Genomic DNA, 20,385 nt, shown 5'->3' with positions numbered 1-20,385 from the left:
GCCCTCGACACCGCCGCGCCACACCGACGACCCGCCCTCCGCGTCACTCGCCACCACCGGTGAGCCGTCGCCGCCCACGCATCGCCGCCGCCTCGACGATTCACCGTCCACCTCGCCCACCCGCACCGGCGCGGCGTCGTCGGCCGGTCGCGGTCACCGCCGCCGCTGGCTGGCGACCGTCCGCCGTGGGCACCGGTTGCCGGCCGCCCAGTCCGCCGGGTCGGTCGTCGCCGCCGCATCCGGCATCACCGTCGTCCTCGGTGGGTCCCGGATCCTCGACGACGTCAGCATCGACGTGCGCGCGGGCGAGGTGCTGGCGCTCGTCGGCCCGAACGGCGCCGGCAAGTCGACCCTCCTCTCGGCCCTCACCGGCGACATCGCCGTGGCGGCCGGAACCGTGACACTGCACGGCGAGCCGCTGACCTCCTGGTCGTCGCCCGAGGCCGCGATGCGCCGCGCCGTCCTGCTCCAGCAGGTGCGGCTGTCGTTCCCGTTCACCGTCGCCGAGGTCGTCGAGATGGGCCGCGCGCCCTGGACCGGCACCCCGCTCGAGGACCATGACGCGGCCGCCGTCGCCACGGCGCTGGCCGACGCCGACGTCGCCCAGTTCGCCGCTCGCCGGTTCACGTCGCTGTCCGGCGGCGAGCAGGCCCGGGTCGCGTTGGCGCGCGTGCTGGCGCAGCGGACCGGCCTGCTGTTGCTGGACGAGCCGACGGCCGCGCTGGACCTGCGGCACCAGGAGCTCGTCCTGCGCGTCGCCCGGGAGCGCGCCGCCACCGGCGTCGCCGTCGTCGTCGTGCTGCACGATCTCAACCTCGCCGCGGCGCATGCCGACCAGGTCGCCGTCCTCGCCGGCGGGCGCATCGTCGCGAGCGGACCGCCCGCCGACGTCCTCGCCGGCGACCTCCTCAGCGACGTCTATGACCACGAGGTCGAGGTGATCGCGCACCCGCGCACCGGCGCGCCGGTCATCCTCCCGCGTCGTTGAGATCCTGCGGCGCCTTCCCCGGGTCCGGGCGGACGGGCCGGAGTCCGGGGAAGGCGCCGAGCTCAGCCGGCCGGCCGGCGACGGCGAACCGTCACCACGACCGTGCCACGAATCTGGCTCTGAACCGCTGACGCAGTCCGGGTCGGTGTGCTCGGGCCCGATGCGCTCCGGCCCCTCGGCTCAACGCCGTCAGGTACCGCGGACCGGCACCCACCTGGACGTGCGCGGCCTGGTACTTGCGCCTGCGGTCTGCCATGGTTCATCGCCCCCTCCAACTGGCGGCTTTGTCCCTGAAGAGCCGCCACGTCGGCACCACAGCACGAATCATAAACGTGATTCGCGTCACAGTCATTGGTTTCGGTTGTCCATATTGGCCGGGTTTCATTGCTTTTGAACCGGCTATTTCAGTCAATGTCGGGACCACGTACGTGTTTACCGAATGCACGAATGCGGACATCCCCGACGCAGGATCGCCCTGCTCACAGCGACTGTTTCCTCATGATCAAGGGGTGGGATCATGAAGAGTCGACCATTTTGCTGGATCGCGCGTCTCGTGGGGACGACGTCGCGTTCGGCACTCTCTATCGCAGGGTGTCCCCGATGGCGCGCCGCGCCGCACACAACATCGTCCGCGACACGCACGCCGCGGACGACCTCGTTCAGGAGACGTTCTATCTCGTGCTGCGGGCGGTCCGGTCCGGCCGTGGCCCGCGGGACTCCTTCCACGGCTACGTGCTGGCGACGGTGAAGCACCTGGCCTACCGGTACTGCAAGACCGAGAGCCGAACCGTCGCCAACGACGACCCGGACATGTGGGAACGGCACACCGAGAACCTCCAACCGGCAGCGCAGGCGGAGCGGATCACCGCCGCCTGGGCGTCGCTGCCGCCGCGGTGGCGCAGCATCCTCTGGCTGGTCGAGGTCGACCGGTACTCGCCGGCAGAGCTGGCGCCGCGGATGTCGCTGACGCCGAACGCGGTGTCCAGCCTGGCCTCGCGGGCCCGGCAGGCGCTGCGGACGGCCTACCTGGCGGCCGACTGACACCGGCGGCCCGGGCTCGACGGGGGGTCCCGGGCCGCCGGACGACCGGCGGCCGGTCACCGGTTCCGCGACGGGGTCAGCGCACGCGCGACGGGTCAGCGCGCGCCGTGGAGCCAGCGCACGCCGCGGAGCCAGCGGCGCTGCCACGGGCGCCCGTCACCCGGACCCCGACGGGCGGCCTCCCGTTGCACCCGGCGTCAGCGCACGCCGCGGAGCCCACAGCGCTCCCACAGGCGCGCACGCCGCCCGGATCGCGAAGAGCGGGCCACCGTTCCGCCCAGCGTCAGCGCACGCCGCGGAGCCAGCGGCACGGCCACGGGCGCCGCCCGGATCGCGACGGGCGGCCTCCCGTTGCACCCGGCGTCAGCGCACGCCACGGAACCAGCGGCACAACCACGGGCGCGCGCCGCCCGGACCCCGACGGGCAGCCACCGTTCCACCCGGCATCACCGCACGCGGTGCCGCAGCGCTACCACGGGCGCCCACCGCCCCACCACGATGGGCACCGTTCCACCAGTGTCAGCGCACGCCACGGCACCAGCGGCACGGCCACGGGCCCCAGCCGCCCGGACCGCGCCGGGCAGCCACCGTTCCACCCGGCATCAGCGCACATCGCGGAGCCAGCGGCGCTGCCACGGCGTCTCGACGGCCTTCGGGTGGTAGTTCGCCCGGATCCAGCCGACGGCCTGGTCTGCCGGAACACCGTCCAGGATCGCCAGCGCGGCGAGCGCGGTTCCGGTCCGGCCGCGACCGCCACGGCAGGCGACCTCGACCCGCTCGCCGTCACCGGCTCGCCGGTACGCCTCCCGCAGCGCGTCGAGAGCGTCGGCGCGGTCGAGCGGGATCCAGAAGTCCGGCCAGCGCACCCGCCGATGCGGCCACGCCGGCATCACGCCGTCGGTCAGCACCAGCGCGAAGTCGGCCTCGCTGGCCGCGGCGCCGAGCGCCCGCCCGCGCACCGTCACACCGCTGGGCAGCCTGACCACTCCCCGATCGTCGAGCCACTCCGCCATCCGTCGATTCTGCGGGAGCCCACGCCCGGGTGGACCGGACGGACACTACGCCCGCGGCGAACGCCGCCGGCCCCGGGTCAGACCGTCTCGGCGACGGCGGGCTCCGGGACGCGGGCCGGCGCCGGCGGCCGGCGCAGGCCGAGGGCGATCCCGGCGCCGCAGAGCAGCGAACCAGCCAGGCCAGCCGGCGTCCACACCGACGTGCCGGCGATGACACCGACGACCATCCCGGAGACCGGCATGATCCCGGCGAACAGCCCGGCCCGGTCGGCGCCGAGCCGGACCACGCCGCCGTACCAGAGCAGGAACGCCACTGCCGTCGTACACACGGCCAGGAACGCGAGCGTCGCCGCCTCCGACGCCGTCGGCGCGACGAGGTCCGCACCGGGCTCGACCGCGGCGAGCGCCGCCAGCAGCGGGACCGCCACCAGGCACACGGCCGTCGACACCTGCAGCGGGCTGAACTCCTTCAGCAACGGGACGGCGAGCAGCGTGAACGCCGCCTCGCACAGCAGGAAGCCGACGGCGTACGGCAGCGCGCCGAGCGGGGCCGTCGTCGCGCCCTGCACGATCAGGATCCCGGCGACGACGATCGTGCTGCCGGCAACCGTCCGGCCGCGGATCCGCCCGCCGTCGAGCAGTGGTCCCGCCAGGGCCAGGACCAGCGGCGTCGCGCCGAGCACGGCCGCGAGGAAGGCCGGGTCGGACCGCTGCGTGCCCTCGATCAGCAGCCAGTTGAACGCGGCCAGGCCGGTGCCGGCGAGCAGCACCAACCGGCCGAGCTGGCCGGGGCGGAATCGCGGGAGCCGGACCCGGCGCACGCGCATGACGGCGAGCAGCACGAGGCCGGCCAGCAGGTACCGCCAGGCCTGCCCCGCCAGCACCGGATAGTCGGCCAGCAACGGGCCGAACGCGATCGACGCGCCGACGACGGTCATGCCGGCCGAGCAGGCGAGCGCACCGGCGACGGCGGGCGACGAGAATCGGGTCATGAGACGATCCTGGGTCCGCAACTGGCTTATGGACAGAGCCAGTTGCGACGTGGTCCACTAGGCCAGTGACGTCTGATGCCGCAGCCGAGATCGTCGCGTCCTGGGGGCCGCCGCCGCCTCACGGCAAGGCCGCCTGGCTCCGCGGCCGGCTGATCGACACGATCCTCGGCGGACGGTTGCTGCCCGGCGCCGCGTTGCCCGGCGCCCGCGACCTCGCCCAGGCCGTGGGCCTTGCCCGCGGCACCGCCGACGCGGTCTACGCGCAACTGCAGGACGAGGGCTTCATCCGCTCCGCGCCCCGGCGCCGGCCGGTCGTGACCGGCGGACCCGGCGCCGGAGCGCCGGCGCTGGCGCCGCCGAGCTCGGCCGCTCCACCGGCGACGCCGGGGGTGCCCGACCCGGCGTTGTTCCCGCATCGGGCCTGGGCCGCCGCGACGCGGGCCGCGCTGGCCGGGCTCGCCGACCGGGACCTCGGCTACCCGGACCCGGCCGGGCATCCGCGGCTGCGGGCCGCCCTCGCCGACTGGCTGGCCCGTACCCGCGGCGTGTCGGCCGAGCCGGACCAGATCCACGTGACGGCCGGCGTCGCGCACGCGATGTGGATGCTGACGACCGTGCTCGACACCCCGGTATGGGCGGTCGAGCAGCCGTGCTCGCCCGGCACGACGCACCACCTGCTGCGTCGCCCCGTCGGCGTCGTCTACGTGCCGGTCGACGACGCCGGCCTCGACCCCGCCCAGTTGCCGGGCTCGCCCGACACGACGGGTCCACGTCCAGTCCTGCGGCCAACCAGCACTCCTGCCGGTTCGCCGGCCGGCGATCCCGGGGCCGGATCGGTGGCCGCCCGCACCGGGAACCGCGCCGGCGCCGGTGCCGGCGACGGTGCCGGCGACGGCACCGCGGGCGCGGTGCTGATCACGCCGAGTCATCAGTACCCGACCGGCGTCCAGCTGTCTCCCGCGCGGCGCCGGGCGCTCGTGGACGGCTGCCGCGCCGCCGGTCGCTGGATCGTCGAGGACGACTACGACTCGCATCTGGCCGCGCCGGGCGTCGTGCCGGCGGCGGTGCAGGCGCTGGCGCCTGACCTCGTCGTGTTCAGCGGATCGCTGTCGAAGCTGCTGGCGCCGGGGCTGCGGCTGGGCTGGATCGTCGCGCCGCCGCCGGTGGCCGACCGGCTCCGGGAGCTGCGCGAGGACTCCGACCTCGGCGTCTCGGTGTTGCCGCAGCTGACGGTCGCGGCGCTGATCGAGTCCGGCGGGCTGGATCGGCACTTGCGCCGGGCTCGCAGAATCTACGACGAACGCCGGGCGCTGCTGGCGAGGCGGCTGGCGCCCAGGTACGAGCTGAGCGGCGCTCCGGTCGGCGTGCACGCGTTCGCCCGGACGGACGACCCGGCGGCGCTGGTCCGGGAGCTGGGCGACGCCGGCGTGCCGGCCGCCTCCATCGACGACGAGCGGCGCCCCGGCGCCGTGATCTCGGTGGCATCGGTGCGCTGAATCAGCGGCGCCCCGTCGGTCCGACTCAGCCGCGCCCATCGGCCCCGAGTCAGCCGCGCCCGTCGGTCCGCCGAGCCGGCGGCCCGCTGAGTCGTCGGCGCCGGCGGCCCGCTGAGCCAGTCCGCTGAATCGTCGGCGACGTCGGCTTGGGACCTCGGCGAACGTCTGGTGCGGCTGTCTTCGACCGCAACCAGGCACCCAGCTACCGCTGACCCCGTCAAAGAAGAGTTCCCGGCGCGGACATGGAACGGCGGCCGCCCCCACCGAGGGGAGCGGCCGCCGCGCCGTTGTTTCGGTCGATCAGACCGCCGCGCCCTGCCGGGCCGGCTCGTCCTCGCCGATGACCGCCGAGCGGCGCTTGGAGAACCAGACCGCCCCGACGATGATCGCGACCGCGACCAGCGCGATCGTGTAGCGCAGGCCGTCGTTGGCGTCCGCGCCCACCGACATGGAGACGATGGCCGGCGCGATCAGCACGGAGACCAGGTTCATGACCTTGATCAGCGGGTTGATGGCCGGGCCGGCGGTGTCCTTGAACGGGTCGCCGACGGTGTCGCCGATGACGGTGGCCGCGTGGGCCTCGGAGCCCTTGCCGCCGTGGTTGCCGTCCTCGACGAGCTTCTTGGAGTTGTCCCAGGCGCCACCGGAGTTGGCCAGGAACACCGCCATCAGCACGCCGGTCGCGATGGCGCCGGCCAGGTAGCCGGCCAGCGGGCCGACGCCGAGGCCGAAGCCGACCGCGATGGGGGCCAGGGCCGCCATCAGGCCCGGCGTGGCCAGCTCGCGCAGCGAGTCCTTGGTGACGATGTCGACGACGCGGCCGTAGGCCGGGGTCGACGTGCCGGCCATGATGCCCGGGTCGTCGCGGAACTGGCGGCGCACCTCGAACACGACCGCACCGGCGGCACGGCCGACGGCGTTGATGGCCAGGCCCGAGAACATGAACACGACCGATGCGCCGATGATCACGCCGACGAGGACGTTCGGCGACACGATGTCGATGAGGAACGACGTCTCACCGGCGATGTCCGCGCCGATGGACGACAACTCGTCGCTGATCGCGCGGGTGTACGACCCGAACAGCGCGGTCGCCGCCAGGACCGCCGTCGCGATGGCGATGCCCTTGGTGATGGCCTTCGTCGTGTTGCCGACGGCGTCCAGCTCGGTCAGGATCTGCGCGCCCTCGCCGTCGACGTCGCCGGACATCTCCGCGATGCCCTGCGCGTTGTCGCTGACCGGGCCGAAGGTGTCCATCGCGACGATGACGCCGACCGTGGTGAGCAGGCCGGTGCCGGCCAGCGCGATGAGGAACAGCGACAGCTCGACCGAGCCGTCGCCCAACAGGAACGCGCCGTAGACCGCGCCGGCGATGACGAGCGCCGTGTAGACCGCCGACTCCAGGCCGAGCGCGATGCCGGACAGGACGACCGTGGCCGGGCCGGTGAGCGACGTCTTGGCGACGTCCTCCGTCGGCTTCTTGTCGGTGCCGGTGAAGTAGCCGGTCAGCCACAGGATGACGCCGGCCAGCACGATGCCGAGGAACACGGCGATGGTCGCCAGCACCCGCGGGTCGCCGTCGTGGTCGCCGAGGCCACCGTCGAGCTGGGCGAAGCTGTCCGGCAAGTAGGCGAACGCCGCGATGGCACACAACACCGCCGAGACCACGGCGGAGATGTAGAACGCCCGGTTGATCGTGGTCAGACCGTTCTCGCCGGGCCGCGGCCGGGTCAGGTAGATGCCGAGCACCGCGGTGAGCGCACCGAGCGCCGGGACGATCAGCGGGAAGACCAGGCCCTCCTGGCCGAACGCGACCTGGCCGAGGATCAGCGCGGCGACCAGCGTGACGGCGTAGGACTCGAACAGGTCCGCCGCCATGCCGGCGCAGTCGCCGACGTTGTCGCCCACGTTGTCCGCGATGGTCGCGGCGTTGCGCGGGTCGTCCTCGGGGATGCCCTGCTCGACCTTTCCGACCAGGTCGGCGCCGACGTCGGCGGCCTTGGTGAAGATGCCACCGCCGACGCGCATGAACATGGCGAGCAGCGCGGCGCCGAAGCCGAAGCCCTCGAGCACCGTCGGTGCGTCCTCCTGGTAGGTGAGGACGACGATGGCCGCACCCAGGAGTCCGAGGCCGACAGTGGCCATGCCGACGGTGCCACCGGTGCGGAACGCGACCTTCATCGCCGGGTCGCGGCCCTCGTCACGAGCGGCGGCGGCGACACGGACGTTCGCCCGCGTGGCCAGCCACATGCCCATATAACCGATGCCGGCGGAGAACGCCGCACCGACCAGGAAGAACAGCGACCGGCCGAACCGGACGCCGGCATCGCCGGGCAGCAGGAAGAGCAGGCCGAACACCAGCACCACGAAGATGCCGAGGGTTCGGAACTGCCGGTTGAGGTAGGCCGCGGCGCCCTCCTGAACGGCGCGCGCGATCGTCTTCATGTTCTCGGTGCCCTCGCTGGCACTGAGAACCTCTCGGCGAAACAGCGCCGCCATCGCCAGGGATGCCACCGCGATCAACGCGACGACAACCACGTAGGAGAGGTTGAGCCCGGTCATTCGTCCTCCTTGACGTCGCCCTCGGGCAGGGCGTTGAAACAGCTGTCCGCGCCCGGTCCGCTGGACCGACCGCTGACAGGAATCGGCTCGTTCTGTGCCGCCGGACCGCAGGTAGGCAGGATCCGGCCGACCTGCGGAGTCTAGAGCGACCTGGACCCAAAGTTCACGCCGGGCCACCAACCGACATCGTCGTCAAGGTGTGAAAGTACCCACACCGGGCCGGCTCAGCCGCCCGCTCAGGGCATCTCCGTGGCGGCCACGGCCTCCTCGAGCGTCTCGTGGATCGGGAAGACCTTCGTCAGGCCGGTGATCCGGAAGATCTTGAGGATCCGCTCCTGGTTGCAGACGAGCCGGAGGGAACCGTCGTGCTGGCCGACGCGCTTGAGCCCGCCGACGAGGACGCCGAGGCCGGTGGAATCGAGGAACTCGACGTCACGCATGTCGACGACGATGTGGTAGTGGCCCGAGTCGACGAGCTCGACCAGCTGGTCGCGCAGTCTCGGCGCCGTGTAGACGTCGATCTCACCACCGACCGCGACCACGCTGCGGCCGCTCTCGGTACGGGTCGACAACGACAGGTCCACGCAGATCCTCCATGCCTTCATCGCTCAACACACAGCGCTCACCGCGTGCCGGGCTCATCCGCATTCAACCATGATGCGAGACTCACGAGGTGCCCCGCCCGAACGACCTGCTCGATGTGCTGCTGACCGGTCCGCACCGGACCGGACGAGTCACGCACATCGAATCGATACCCGCCCGGGCCGCCAAGCCCGGCACATGGCCGCTCTGGGTGGATCCCGTCGTGCGCGAACGCTTCATGACCGCAGGCATCGTATCGCCCTGGGCGCACCAGGCCCAGGCCGCGTCACTGGCCTGGTCGGGACGGTCCGTCGTCATCGCGACCGGCACCGCGTCCGGCAAGTCGCTGGCCTATCAGCTGCCGGCGCTGACGGCGGCCCGCACCGGCCGGCGCCTCGGCGGCACAACGCTGTACATCTCGCCCACCAAGGCGCTGGCTGCGGACCAGCTGCGATCGCTCGACGAGATCGGCGTCCCCGGTGTCATGGCCACGACCTACGACGGCGACACCCCGATCGAGCTGCGCGACGTCGCCCGCACGCACGCGACGTACCTGCTGACGAACCCGGACATGCTGCACCACGCTGTGCTGCCGACCCACCACCGCTGGGTCGGCTTCCTGCGGTCGCTGCGGTTCGTCGTGGTCGACGAGTGCCACGGCTACCGCGGCGTCTTCGGCTCCCACGTCGCCCAGGTCCTACGGCGGCTGCGCCGGATCTGCGCGATGTACGGGTCGTCGCCGACGTTCGTCCTCGCCTCCGCGACGACGGCGAATCCGGCCCGCACTGCCGAGCTGCTCATCGGGATGCTGCCGATCGAGGCCGTGACCGAGGACTGTTCGCCCAGCGGCGCCAAGACGTTCCTGCTCTGGGAACCGCCGCTCCTCGGCGACGGCGCTCCTCCCATCCAGGTCGGTCCCTCCTCTACCGCCCACGTGGACGACCGGCCCGGCGCCGCCCCCGTCCCCGGCGCCCGTCCGGACGGCAGCACTGTCGACGCCACTCGCACCCCCGGTCCCCGTCCTGACGAGAGCACTGTCGACGCCACCCGCACCCCAGCCGGTCCCCGTCCGGACGACGCATCCGCGGACGCCAGCCCCGCAGGCGGCACGCCCGTCGCCGGGGCCGGTCCGCACGTCAGCCCGGCAGACGACCGCCCCGCAGGTGCCACGCCCGCCTACGGGGGCGGTCCGCACGTCAGCCCGGCAGACGACCGCCCGGCCGGCGCCAGCGTCGCATCCGGCGCTCGTCCGTACGTCAGCCCGGCAGACGACCGCCCCGCCAGCGCCGCTCGCGCCTTCGCCGGCCCTCCAGTCGGCACCGCCGGCGGCGCCCCTGCGCAGGTCGGCGGGGTCGACGGTGGCACGGCGCGGCGCCGCGGTGTCCTGGCCGAGACCGCCGACCTGCTGACCGACCTCGTCATCGCCGACGCCCGGACCGTCGCGTTCGTGCGATCGCGTCGCGCCGCCGAGACCGTCGCCGGGCTGGCACGGTCGGCGTTGTCGGAGGTGGACGCGTCGCTGCCGGATCGCGTCGCCTCGTATCGGGCCGGCTACCTGGCTTACGAGCGCCGGTCGCTGGAGGCAGCGCTGAACGACGGCTCGCTGGTCGGGCTCGCCGCGACCACGGCCCTCGAGCTGGGCGTCGACGTGAGCGGACTGGACGCCGTGTTGATCGCCGGCTGGCCGGGCACCCGGGCGTCGCTGTGGCAGCAGGCCGGGCGGGCCGGCCGCGCCGGGCAGGAGAGCCTCGCGGTCCTGGTGGCCAGTGATAATCCGCTCGACTCGTACCTGGTGCAGCACCCGGAGGCGATCTTCGAGCAGCCGGTCGAGGAGACCGTGCTGGACCCGGACAACCCCTACGTCCTGGCCCCGCACCTGTGCGCCGCCGCGGCCGAACGTCCGCTGACTGTCGAGGACGGCGCGATCTTCGGCCCCGCGACCGAGGACGTACTGGAGACCCTGGAGCACCGGCGGCTGCTGCGCCGGCGGGTCAAGGCGGAGACCACCTGGCACTGGACCAAGCGCGAGCGCCCGACCGACCTGGCCGACCTTCGTGGGTCCGGGGGCCTGGTCAGCCTCGTGGAGGTGGACACCGGCCGGGTCCTCGGCACCGTCGACGGCGTCCGGGCGCACTCCACCGCGCACGAGGGCGCCGTCTACGTCCACCAGGGCGAGACTTATCTGATCGAGAGCCTGGATCTCGATGAAGGCGTCGCGATGGCGCGACCCGGCGCACCCGACTACACGACGACCGCGCGCGAGGTCAGCACGCTGCGGGTACTGGAGGAGTCGGCGTCGGAGAAGTGGGGCCAGGCGCGGCTCGCGTTCGGCACCGTCGAGGTGGTCAGCCAGGTCGTCGGCTACCTCAAACGTGCACTGCGCTCGGGCGAGGTGCTCGGTGAGGTCCCGCTGGACCTGCCCGAGCGCCGGCTGCGCACCCGCTCCGTCTGGTGGACGCTGCCCGACGACGCCATCGCCGCCGCCGGGGTGTCGATCGCGGACGCGCCGGGCGCGGCGCACGCCGCCGAGCACGCCTCGATCGGGATCCTGCCGCTCGTGGCCAGCTGCGACCGGTGGGACATCGGCGGGCTGTCGACCTTGCTGCATCCGGACACCGGCATGCTGACCGTCTTCGTGCACGATGGTCACCCCGGCGGCGCCGGGTTCGCCGAGCGCGGCTTCCACGCGGCGCGGTCCTGGCTGACGGCGACGCGCGACACGATCGCCGCCTGCCCCTGCCGGGACGGATGCCCGTCGTGCGTGCAGTCGCCGAAGTGCGGCAACGGCAACGAGCCGCTGGACAAGGCGGGTGCGGTGCGGCTGTTGGACATGCTCCTCTCCGGGACCGACTGACACCAGCGCAGTTCGCACCTCGGCGCCCATGCGGTCGCTACGGTGGGACACGGGGGATCGATGAAGGGGTGGTCGTCGTGGTCGCTGTCGCACTGATCGTTCTCCTGCTCGCTCTGTTGCTGACCATCGGTGTGCTCACCGGCGCCGGTGAATCGCTCTCCGTCGACCTGCTCGGCTCCGAGGTCACGACGTCGGGGTCGGGGCTGTACATCGCCGGTCTGATCACCGGCCTGGCGACGCTGGCCGCCCTCTGGTTGCTGCGGATCGGACTGCGCAAGGAGTGGAAGCAGCGCAAGCGGATCCGTGAACTCGAGCGACGCGCCGAGCACGCCGGCGAGCCGCACGGTGCGCCCGCCGGCGACGGCACCTCCGGCGATGCCGATCGCCGCCCGTCCGACGATGCCCCCCGGCACGACGACGCCGGCGACGACGACCGGCAGGAACCGGCCCGCGCCGAGACCGGGTCCGCGTCACCCGACCGCGACGGCTCCTGACGCGCCCCCGCGTCCCGGCCGGACGCCAACCCGATCCCGTAGTGCCTCTCCCGGCGCCGAGCCTGCCGTCACGCGTCACCCGGCCGCCTCACGTACGGCGACCAGCGACGGTGCCCGACCTTGTGCGCCGTGACCACGGCTGGTCCGCGATCCTCACCACCTAGGCTGGCCGCGTGACGTCGCCGCTCGGGTCGATACCTGCTCCCGGGCTGGTGCTCGGCGGGATCTTCTCGCTGCAGATCGGCGCCGGCCTGGCGAAAGGCCTGTTCGACACGCTCCCGCCGACCGCCGTGGTGTTCCTGCGGCTGGCGTTCTCGGCAGTGGCCCTGGTGGCCATCACCCAGCGAGCCGTCCGCGCGACCATGCGCCGGGCCGCAAGGGGCGACCTGGGGCTTGCGGTCACGTTCGGGCTGTCGCTGGCCGCGATGAACATTGCGATCTACGAGTCCTTCTCGCGGATCCCGCTCGGCATCGCCGTCACCATCGAGTTCATCGGCCCGCTCGGGGTGGCGGTCGCGCTGTCGCGGCGCCGGCTCGACCTGATCTGGGTATTGCTCGCCGGCGCCGGCGTCGTGCTGCTGGCCAGAGGTGGCCCAGGCGGCATCGATCCGGTCGGAGTGCTGTTCGCGCTGGTGGCGGCCGGCGGCTGGGCCGCCTACATCCTGCTCGGCAAGCAACTCGGTCAGCGCTTCCCGGGCTCGACCGGCCTGACCGTCGCCAGCGTCGTGGGCGCCGTCGCCGTGGCTCCCATCGGCCTGACCACCGGCGGCTCCGACCTCTGGCAGCCCCACGTTCTCCTGCTGGCGGCTGGGATCGCTCTGTTGTCATCGGTGATTCCCTACTCCTTCGAGCTCGAGGCGTTGCGTCGCATGCCGGCGACGGTGTTCGGGATCTTGATGAGCATGGAACCGGCCGCGGCTGCTCTGGTCGGGCTCGTGGTGCTGGACGAGGTGCTGCACGTTCAGGAGTGGATTGCGATCGGGCTGGTCGTCACGGCCTGCCTCGGCGCGACGCGGCAGCCTCCGCCACCGAGCCGCGCCGAGAGCTGATTCCGCGGGGTCACCTCATGGAGGCGGTCGGCACCCAAGGTCGAGTCGGCCGCCGATGCCGCATCCTTATGCCCAGGGAAGGCGACCCAAGGCGTGGCGGCCCCAGAAGGTCAGCTCGGCCGCGGTGGGCCGGCTCGGGCACGTCGATCCTGAGCCGGTAGCCACGGCAGGGCGGACCTCATCTCCACCCGCACCTGCACCTCGACCTCGACGCCGTCGATGACGCAGGCACGCAGCACGGCGCCGTTGGCGCCGGCGATCTGGCCGGCGTCGGCGCAGGGATCGCCCGAACCAAGAGCCAGCCGCTGCGCCGCCGCGATCGCGGCGAGGTCCGCTGCCGCGGCTGCCTGGCGACGGGCGGACTGACCCGCCGCCAGGACCGCCACGGCTTGGGCCGCGACCAGGATCACCAGCACGATCGACAGGACGAACACCGTCCCCGCGCCCCGCTCGTCGCGGTGGTGCGCAGGCCGCATCATCCGGCCTCAGCCAAGGCGACCGCGCGCGCCGACACCGTCCGTGCCGGGAGCGTGTCGCCCAGTGCACCCGGCATGGTCATCGTTGCGCTGACTCTGACCTCGACCGTGCCACCGACCTCGTCCACGACGATGTCGGCACCCGGCGGTGCGACCTCCGCCGCGACGTCGCGCACGACCGACAGGTCCTCGCCCCGCGCCACTGCCCGGGCCGCCTCGCGAGCAGCGTCGGAACATCGCAGGTGCCCGGCGGCGACGGTCACGCCCCACACCGCCATGACCAGCACCAGGACGAGGGCAGGGAAGGTCGCCGCGATCTCAGCCGTCACCATGCCCCGTTGCGGATCGCCACGCGCGGCGGGTCTCCGGCGGCTCATCCGCCGATCACCCCGAACGCCTTCTCGATGACGCCGGCGAGCAGTCCCTGAACCGGCTCGCTGGTGAGGATCTTGTAGAGGATGCCGCCGAAGCCGCACGCCGCGACGGTACCGACCGCGTACTCGGCGGTCGTCATGCCGCGCTCGCTGCGCAGGCGGCCGAGCCGGCCGATGAACTTGGACATGGTGAGCCTCCCTGGAGTCCGGCGACCGGCCGGCGCGGAGCCCCGCAACTGCGGGCCTGCGACCAGGTTCAGCGGTCGGGCGACCCGATTCCGGGCCAGAATCCCGATTTGGGGATAACCAGCGAAATCCGATCGGGCTGTGGACACACGGCGGCGCGATTTCGCCGCGGCCGGTGGAGACGCGGCTCCGCCGGCGGTCGGTCAGGCGTAGGCCCAACCGGACCAGGCGGTGATCTCGATCAGGATGATCGGACCCCGCGGCGGGTCGTCGCGGTACTGGCCGTAGCGGAGGCTGAGCGCGACGAGCGCACCGTCCCGCCCCGCGCCGTCGTCGACGACGATCGCCCGGCCGTCACCACGGACCCACCAGAGCTGGGTCCAGTCCTCGGCATAGTGGTCGCACATGATCGCCACCCGCGGGTTCTCGGCGATGTTGCGCAGCCGCCGCAAGGCGAGCGTCGACTTCGGCTTCTGGTCGATCGCGATCGCGACCCGGTCGACGCCGGACGAGGACACCAGGGCGAACGTGACGGGGACGAGGTGCGGGTGGCCGTCGCTGCCGGCGGTCGCCAGATGCGCGACCCGGGCAGCCGCCATCCGCTGCCTGCACACGTCCGGCGTCAGCCGCATCGTCCATCACCGCCGAGGCCGAGGCTACCGGCGTCGGAGTCAGGGGATCAGCACGCCCGAGGTCGCAACGACCGGCACGACGCCGACCAGTACGAACGCCGGCAGGAAGCAGAGACCCAGCGGTGCGGCCGCGCGTGCGCCCAGCGAACGTGCGCGCGCCTCGCCGGCCCAGCGGGCGCTGTCGCGGGCGTCGGCCGCCACCCGTTGGAGGACGGCTGCTGGCGATGTGCCGCGGGTCATCGCCGCGGTGAGCGCCCTGGCCAGCGGCCGGACCGCCGGCTCGGCGGCGAGATCGGACCACGCGCGGCCCGGCTCCACGCCGACGCTCGCGGCCGCCGCGGCGTCGGCGAGGGCCCGGCCCAGCGGCCCGCCGATGGCGGCGCCCACCGACTCGGCGGCGACGGCCGGCGGGCACCCGGCCGCGAGTGCCACCGTCATGAGATCGGCGGCGAGCGGCACCATCGCAATCACGCGCTCGCGGTCGCGCTTGCGAGACTCGGGCTCGAGCCGCCCCGATCCGTACCAGGCGGCGACCGCGATACCGACGCCGATGACCGTTCCAGCGACACCGCCGAACAACCAGACCACGGCCGCACCGGCGACTGTTGCAGCCACTCCTCGGCGACGCGCGGAGATCACGGCATGGCCAGGCTGGACGGATCTCCGAGCGCGTGCGCCTGGATCAGTGCTTCCTCCCGGGTTCGTCCGCGACCCCGCTGTGCGGCGTTCGCTCGCATCCACGAGCGCGCGAAGCCGAGCGGCGCCCGGCGCCGGGGCCAGCATGACGACGGCGGCGAGAGCGGCACAGGTCATGGCCAGCAGCGTCACGATTCACCCGCCGCCATGCAGGACGTCGATGTGGTCGGCGCCTGGCTGCGGGCCGCCTGTCGACGGTGGATCCACCCGTCGCTCGCACCGGCGCGAAGCCGCATCGGCAGCTCCGACACGGCGACATCGGTACGGTCGCCCGGCGGCCGACCGGTCCGAGTGCGGGGATGTCCGGTCCCGAGGAGGCTGCGGTCCGGTAGCACGTCCGGGCGCCGCCATCGGCTGAAGCATGCGTCGCCAGATCGATGTTCTCCGCCGGACGGCCGCACGAAGCTGCGCTCCGCGAGGGTCAGGACTCCCATGTCGGCCTCGTTCCCCGTGACACACGGTCGACCCAGAACAGGCCGGCGGCGACGAAGCCGGCGGCCAGGAGCAGGCAGACGATGCCGACCGGCGTACCGGTGAGGAACCCGGCCGCATCGCCGCTGCCGGCCGAGAACAGGAGCAGTGTCGCCACCGGCAGGACGGCCATCAGGCGGGCCGTCGCCCGGACCGACGCCAGCTGCGCCTCGGCCTCGCGGCGGATCGTCGCCTCGGCCCTGATGGAGTCCGCCACCGCGACGAGCACGGACGACAGTGCGGCACCGGTGCGTTCGGACACCTCCCAGGCCGCCGCGACGGCACGGAGCGCACCCGCGCCCGGCAACGCCGCGGTGTCCCGCAGTGCGGAGGCGGGATCGCCACCGAGCACGGCCCGTCCGGCCGCATGACCGAACAGCTCCGGCCAGTCGGCGGCGACCACGCCCAAGGCTCCGGCCGGGGCGACGCCCGAGGCGAGTTCGCCCGCGAGCGCCACGCATCCCTCGGCGACGTCGGACTCGCGCCGTCGACGGGCCTGCCGGCGCCTTCGGCGGCGCCACCCCCATCGTCCGAGCGGGACGCCGAGCAGGCCCGCCACCAGGCCGACCGGTCCCACCACCGCCAACCCGGTCGAGGCGCTCGCCACGACTGCGGCGACGATGACAACCGGCCGCGGCGGTCGCAGATGTGGTTCGGCGCGACGAGCGGACGGACGCCCGAGCCGCGCCTCCAGCAGCGAGGGTTGACCCGCCCAGACCGCGGCCGCCAGCCCGGCCAATACGGTCGCCATCAGCTCGGTCACGGGACCCACCCCCGCTGTGCGAGGAGCTCGGCCAGCAACTCGAATCCTGGCCCACGTGACACCGAGCCGTCGCTGTCGACCCGGAAGGCCGCCGCCAGTTCCAGCCAACCGCCGGAAGCACGCGATACCGGACCGCCCGCGCCACGCGACACCCAACGCTCTGGACCTTGCACCGCCCGACCTGGTGCACCTGGCTCCACGCTGTTGCCCGCTGCGTGAGGCTTCGGTGCGTCCGCATCGGGCGCCGCCCGCCCCTCCACGTCGCGTGACACCGGTCCCTGCGCACCATGCGCCGCCGGCTCCTTCGGACCCTGCACAGCTGGTGCTTCCGGACCTGGCTCTACCCATCCGCGCGCTGCACCCCTCGACGCGTCCACACCAGGGTCTGCCCAGCTGCCCGCTTCATGAGGCTTCGGCGCCGACTGGAGGCGCCGATCAGGTCGATCCCCATCGGGAGCCCAGGCATCGTCGGCGACGACCACGTCGACTTGGGCGACCCGTCGCCGGCCACCGTCACGAACGAGATGGATCACCACGTCCAGCGCCGCGCGGGCCTGGGCATGAACGGCGGCCCGGCCGAGTCCGGCCGCCATGCCGAGCGCCTCCAGTCGCGCCGGCACGTCCGCCGCCGAGTTGGCGTGGAGAGTCCCGCAGCCGCCTTCGTGACCGGTGTTCAACGCGGCCAGCAGGTCGACGACCTCGGCGCCGCGCACTTCGCCGACGACGATCCGGTCGGGCCGCATCCGCAGCGCCTGGCGGACCAGCACGTCGAGGCCGATGTGGCCGGCGCCCTCGACGTTGGCGGCACGGGCCTCGAGCCGGACGACGTGCGGATGATCGGGCCGCAGCTCGCCGGAATCCTCGACGAGCAGGATCCGCTCGCGTGGATCGCAGACGCCGAGCAGGGCACCGAGAACTGTCGTCTTTCCGCAGCCGGTGGCGCCAGTGACCAGGAACGCCAGTCGCGCCCGGACCAGTGCCGTCAGCCAGGGTTCCAGCGTTTCGGGGATCGTTCCCGCGGCCACGAGATCGGCGAGGCTCAGCGCACGCCGGGTCGGAACACGCAGCGAGATGACCGTCCCGTCCGGTGCGACCGGCGGCACGATCGCATGCAGGCGCACGCCGCCGGCCAGCCGGGCGTCCACGTACGGGACGGCGTCGTCGAGGCGGCGGCCGGCCGAGGCGGCGAGCCGGACCGCAAGCCGGCGTACGGCCGACTCGTCGCGGAAGCGCACCGGCTCGCGTCGCAGGCCGTCTCCGTCGTCGATCCAGACCTGGTCGGGCGCGTTGACCAGCACGTCCGTCACGCCGGGGCGGCGCAGGAGTGGATCGAGCGGGCCGGCGCCGGTGATCTCGGCCCGCAGCGCCTCGGTGACCTCAAGCACCGCGGCGTCGCCGAGGACCGCGCCTTCGGCCCGGAGCAACGCCGCCACCCGGGCCGGCGTCGGCGCCTCGGCGGCCAATGCCAGCGTGGACCTGATGCGGTCGAGCAGCGCGTCGTCCGTTCTCATGGGTCCACCGCCCAGCGTTTCGCCGGGCCGGGCGGCGTCGGGGACCGGTCGCGGTCGTCCCGCGTTCGTGCCGGCGGCTGCCCTCCATCGGGCCGCGGGTGCCAGCGGTGGCGCCGTGCTCGCGTTGACGAGGCCGGCCAACTCGGTGCCGACGGCCGGGGTTCGCCACCGAAGCACGCGGCGAGCCACGGCACCAGCTGGACGCCGGCCGCCCAGCCGCGGCCGCGTCGTGCGTCAGCCGGCCTCATGCGACCACCGGCCGGTGATCGCGCAGCAGCGCCTCGAGCAGCCGGCTGCAGCCCTGGACCAGCGGCCCCTTGTCCTCCAGGCCGGGTGGTTCGCCGCGATCGAGCTGGGTCGAGAGCCGTGGCTCCGCCTCGAGATGGGCGCCCAGCGGGAGGCCGAGCGCCATCGCGACGTCCGCGCCGTTCAGGCCGGAGATCGACGGCCCGCGGGTCACGACCCGGACGTCAGCTGCCAGCGTGGTGAGGCCGGCGGCGACCCGGGTGGCCGCCGCGACCGCCCGGACCTCGGCGGGCACGACCAGCAGCACCGACGCGCACAGGCCGATGGCGTGCTCGGCGGCGGGATCGGGCCAGCGCGGCAGATCGAGCACGACCAGGTCGCACCCGCGTCGTGCCGCCGCGAGAACCGCGTCGGCGGCATCGGGCGGGAGCGACAGCAGGTCGCCGCGATCCCAGGACAGCACCGCAAGCCCATGTCGGCCGGGCAGTTCCGACTGCAGCGCCCGCGCACCGAGGCGGCCCTTGCTGTCGGCGAGGTCGGGCCAGCGCAGGCCGGTGACGTGCTCCGCGCCGAGGACGAGATCGAGGCCACCGCCGAGTGGATCGAGGTCGGCCAGGACGACCGCCAGTCCGCTGCGGCTGGCCGTGACGGCCAGGCCCGTGGCCAGCACCGAGGCGCCGGCGCCGCCGCGACCGCCCATGACCCCGACCACGAGCGCGTCCCCACTCACCCCTTCGGCGGCGTCGGCGAACCGGCCGGCCAGCCACGGCTCGTCGTCGGGGAAGAACAACACCTGCTCGACCCCGAGCACGACGCCGCGACGCCAGACGTCGGCGTTGTCGCGATCTGTGCCGATCAGCAGGACGCCTGGCCGTCGTGGCAATGACATCACCGTCACCTCGTCCGCCACATCGTCGCCGATGACCAGGAGCGGAACCTGTGACCAGCGCGAACGCGCCGATTCGGGTTGCCCGGCGACCTCGAGCTCGACCGACGCCGCGGCGGCGAGCCGCAGCAGGTCGTCGAGCAGGTCTTCGTCGCGGGTGACGACCAGTGGCCGTGGCGGTGACACGTCGGCCGGTCCGATCGGCCAGCGGCGGGGACGGGTGACGGTGCGGGACACGGGGACCTCCGGGGATGGGTGCGAACTCCCCTTCACCCTCGCTGGACGCAGACCGCTCCGGGCGGGCCGGAACGCAGAATGTGGATAACTCGGCGAGTCCGTTCCGCCTGTGGACAGGCGTCTCGGTCGGTCACGGACGGCGACCCTGCGACGCGGGCGACTCAATGCCCGGAGGACGCGGCCCTCGGACGGCGGCGCAGCCACGACGGACGCCGCCCGGTCCGAGCGGCCGTCCAGGCGTCGCAGGACCGGCCCGGCTCGGATGAGACCGCCGGGGCATCCACGCCGCGGGCGCGGTAGCGGGCGTCGGCCCGCGCAGGGGGTCTACGCCGCTGGCGCGGGAGCGGACTTCGGCCCGCACAGGGGGTCTACGCCGCGGACGCGGCAGCGGGCTTCGGCCGACCCAAGGGCGCCCACGCCGCGGACACGGTAGCCGACGTCGGCCGGGCGCAGAGGCGCCCACCCCCGCGGACGCGGCAGCCGGCCTCGGCCCGCATAAGGGCGCCCACGCCGCTGGCGCGGGTAGCGGGCCTTCGGCCGGCTCCCGCCCGCGACGACAGGGACGGCGGAAGAGCCGAAGCCCATCCGACCCACGTCAGCCCGGGAGCCGGGCGTCAGGCGCAGACGCACGCCAGCCGGCGCCCGGGTTCCGCTCAGCGGCCCCAGAGGTCCGCCCGCGATCGGCGACCGCCGAGGCGGCCGGCAGGAAGCCGGCCGCGACACGGCGATCGCACGACGACACCGCTCATGTAACCGGTGCCAGAAATAGACACGGCCCCTGCCGGGTGGGAGGCAGGAGCCGTGCGGACCCGGCCAGGGGGGCGGGCCGGGTCAAAAGG

Annotated in this window: 18 protein-coding genes; 6 read left to right on the top strand and 12 right to left on the bottom strand. The window is 73.6% G+C overall.

The features are described from left to right. The first annotated feature begins 169 nt into the window (after window positions 1-169). Entirely contained in the window at window positions 170-988 is an 819-nt protein-coding gene (locus C1I92_RS29190; RefSeq protein ID WP_111258152.1) for a heme ABC transporter ATP-binding protein, read from the top strand. A 411-nt stretch (window positions 989-1,399) separates the two neighbouring features. After that, window positions 1,400-2,029, top strand: a complete 630-nt coding sequence (locus C1I92_RS29185) for an RNA polymerase sigma factor (RefSeq protein WP_111258149.1) — start codon at window positions 1,400-1,402, stop codon at window positions 2,027-2,029. 602 nt (window positions 2,030-2,631) lie between these two features. Here the strand turns inward: C1I92_RS29185 and C1I92_RS29180 are convergent. Beyond that, a complete protein-coding gene (locus C1I92_RS29180; RefSeq protein WP_111258148.1) occupies window positions 2,632-3,042 on the bottom strand; it encodes a protein-tyrosine phosphatase family protein in 411 nt (136 codons plus the stop codon). 77 nt (window positions 3,043-3,119) lie between these two features. Further along, on the bottom strand, window positions 3,120-4,034 hold the full coding sequence (locus C1I92_RS29175) for a DMT family transporter (protein ID WP_111258147.1): 915 nt from the start codon (window positions 4,032-4,034) through the stop codon (window positions 3,120-3,122). Between the two features lie 65 nt (window positions 4,035-4,099). On the opposite strand from C1I92_RS29175, the gene C1I92_RS35385 reads away from it, so the two are divergent. Then, on the top strand, window positions 4,100-5,530 hold the full coding sequence (locus C1I92_RS35385; protein ID WP_111258146.1) for an aminotransferase-like domain-containing protein: 1,431 nt from the start codon (window positions 4,100-4,102) through the stop codon (window positions 5,528-5,530). 300 nt (window positions 5,531-5,830) lie between these two features. Here C1I92_RS35385 and C1I92_RS29165 read toward each other — a convergent pair whose 3' ends face one another. After that, the gene (locus C1I92_RS29165; RefSeq protein ID WP_111258145.1) at window positions 5,831-8,089 is read right to left on the bottom strand and encodes a sodium-translocating pyrophosphatase; all 2,259 of its coding nucleotides are present in this window, start codon (window positions 8,087-8,089) and stop codon (window positions 5,831-5,833) included. Between the two features lie 236 nt (window positions 8,090-8,325). Further along, window positions 8,326-8,673, bottom strand: coding sequence for an STAS domain-containing protein (locus C1I92_RS29160; RefSeq protein WP_111258144.1), 348 nt, complete (start codon window positions 8,671-8,673; stop codon window positions 8,326-8,328). Window positions 8,674-8,762: 89 nt separating this feature from the next. On the opposite strand from C1I92_RS29160, the gene C1I92_RS29155 reads away from it, so the two are divergent. From C1I92_RS29155 to C1I92_RS29145, 3 genes are all read left to right on the top strand, one after another. After that, the gene (locus C1I92_RS29155; protein ID WP_199521704.1) at window positions 8,763-11,525 is read left to right on the top strand and encodes a DEAD/DEAH box helicase; all 2,763 of its coding nucleotides are present in this window, start codon (window positions 8,763-8,765) and stop codon (window positions 11,523-11,525) included. A 77-nt stretch (window positions 11,526-11,602) separates the two neighbouring features. Then, window positions 11,603-12,019 carry a hypothetical protein gene (locus C1I92_RS29150; RefSeq protein WP_146605327.1) on the top strand — a complete coding sequence of 139 codons (417 nt, stop codon included), beginning with the start codon at window positions 11,603-11,605 and terminating at the stop codon, window positions 12,017-12,019. Between the two features lie 173 nt (window positions 12,020-12,192). Continuing rightward, the gene (locus C1I92_RS29145) at window positions 12,193-13,068 is read left to right on the top strand and encodes an EamA family transporter (protein ID WP_111258142.1); all 876 of its coding nucleotides are present in this window, start codon (window positions 12,193-12,195) and stop codon (window positions 13,066-13,068) included. Window positions 13,069-13,178: 110 nt separating this feature from the next. Here the strand turns inward: C1I92_RS29145 and C1I92_RS29140 are convergent, their stop codons facing one another. From C1I92_RS29140 to ssd, 8 genes are all read right to left on the bottom strand, one after another. Then, the gene (locus C1I92_RS29140; protein ID WP_111258141.1) at window positions 13,179-13,547 is read right to left on the bottom strand and encodes an Rv3654c family TadE-like protein; all 369 of its coding nucleotides are present in this window, start codon (window positions 13,545-13,547) and stop codon (window positions 13,179-13,181) included. After that, window positions 13,544-13,921: a TadE family type IV pilus minor pilin gene (locus tag C1I92_RS29135; RefSeq protein ID WP_199521703.1), complete on the bottom strand. Its 378-nt coding sequence runs from the start codon at window positions 13,919-13,921 to the stop codon at window positions 13,544-13,546. Before C1I92_RS29135 ends, C1I92_RS29140 begins: the two co-directional genes overlap by 4 nt. Continuing rightward, window positions 13,918-14,106, bottom strand: coding sequence for a DUF4244 domain-containing protein (locus C1I92_RS29130; RefSeq protein WP_111258139.1), 189 nt, complete (start codon window positions 14,104-14,106; stop codon window positions 13,918-13,920). The genes C1I92_RS29135 and C1I92_RS29130 overlap by 4 nt, the downstream gene beginning before the upstream one ends. A gap of 201 nt (window positions 14,107-14,307) precedes the next feature. Then, window positions 14,308-14,736, bottom strand: coding sequence for a TIGR03668 family PPOX class F420-dependent oxidoreductase (locus C1I92_RS29125; RefSeq protein ID WP_111258138.1), 429 nt, complete (start codon window positions 14,734-14,736; stop codon window positions 14,308-14,310). A gap of 39 nt (window positions 14,737-14,775) precedes the next feature. Beyond that, window positions 14,776-15,564: a type II secretion system F family protein gene (locus C1I92_RS29120; RefSeq protein ID WP_111258137.1), complete on the bottom strand. Its 789-nt coding sequence runs from the start codon at window positions 15,562-15,564 to the stop codon at window positions 14,776-14,778. 289 nt (window positions 15,565-15,853) lie between these two features. Next, the gene (locus C1I92_RS29115; RefSeq protein ID WP_158564323.1) at window positions 15,854-16,666 is read right to left on the bottom strand and encodes a type II secretion system F family protein; all 813 of its coding nucleotides are present in this window, start codon (window positions 16,664-16,666) and stop codon (window positions 15,854-15,856) included. Beyond that, complete coding sequence (locus C1I92_RS29110; RefSeq protein ID WP_111258136.1) at window positions 16,663-18,177, bottom strand: TadA family conjugal transfer-associated ATPase; 1,515 nt, start codon at window positions 18,175-18,177, stop codon at window positions 16,663-16,665. The genes C1I92_RS29115 and C1I92_RS29110 overlap by 4 nt, the downstream gene beginning before the upstream one ends. A 244-nt stretch (window positions 18,178-18,421) precedes the next feature. Beyond that, on the bottom strand, window positions 18,422-19,546 hold the full coding sequence (gene ssd, locus C1I92_RS29105; protein ID WP_111258135.1) for a septum site-determining protein Ssd: 1,125 nt from the start codon (window positions 19,544-19,546) through the stop codon (window positions 18,422-18,424). Window positions 19,547-20,385 lie beyond the last annotated feature (839 nt).

Source organism: Jiangella anatolica (assembly GCF_003236295.1).
GTDB lineage: Bacteria > Actinomycetota > Actinomycetes > Jiangellales > Jiangellaceae > Jiangella > Jiangella anatolica.
This window is presented reverse-complemented; position numbering and strand designations above follow the sequence as displayed.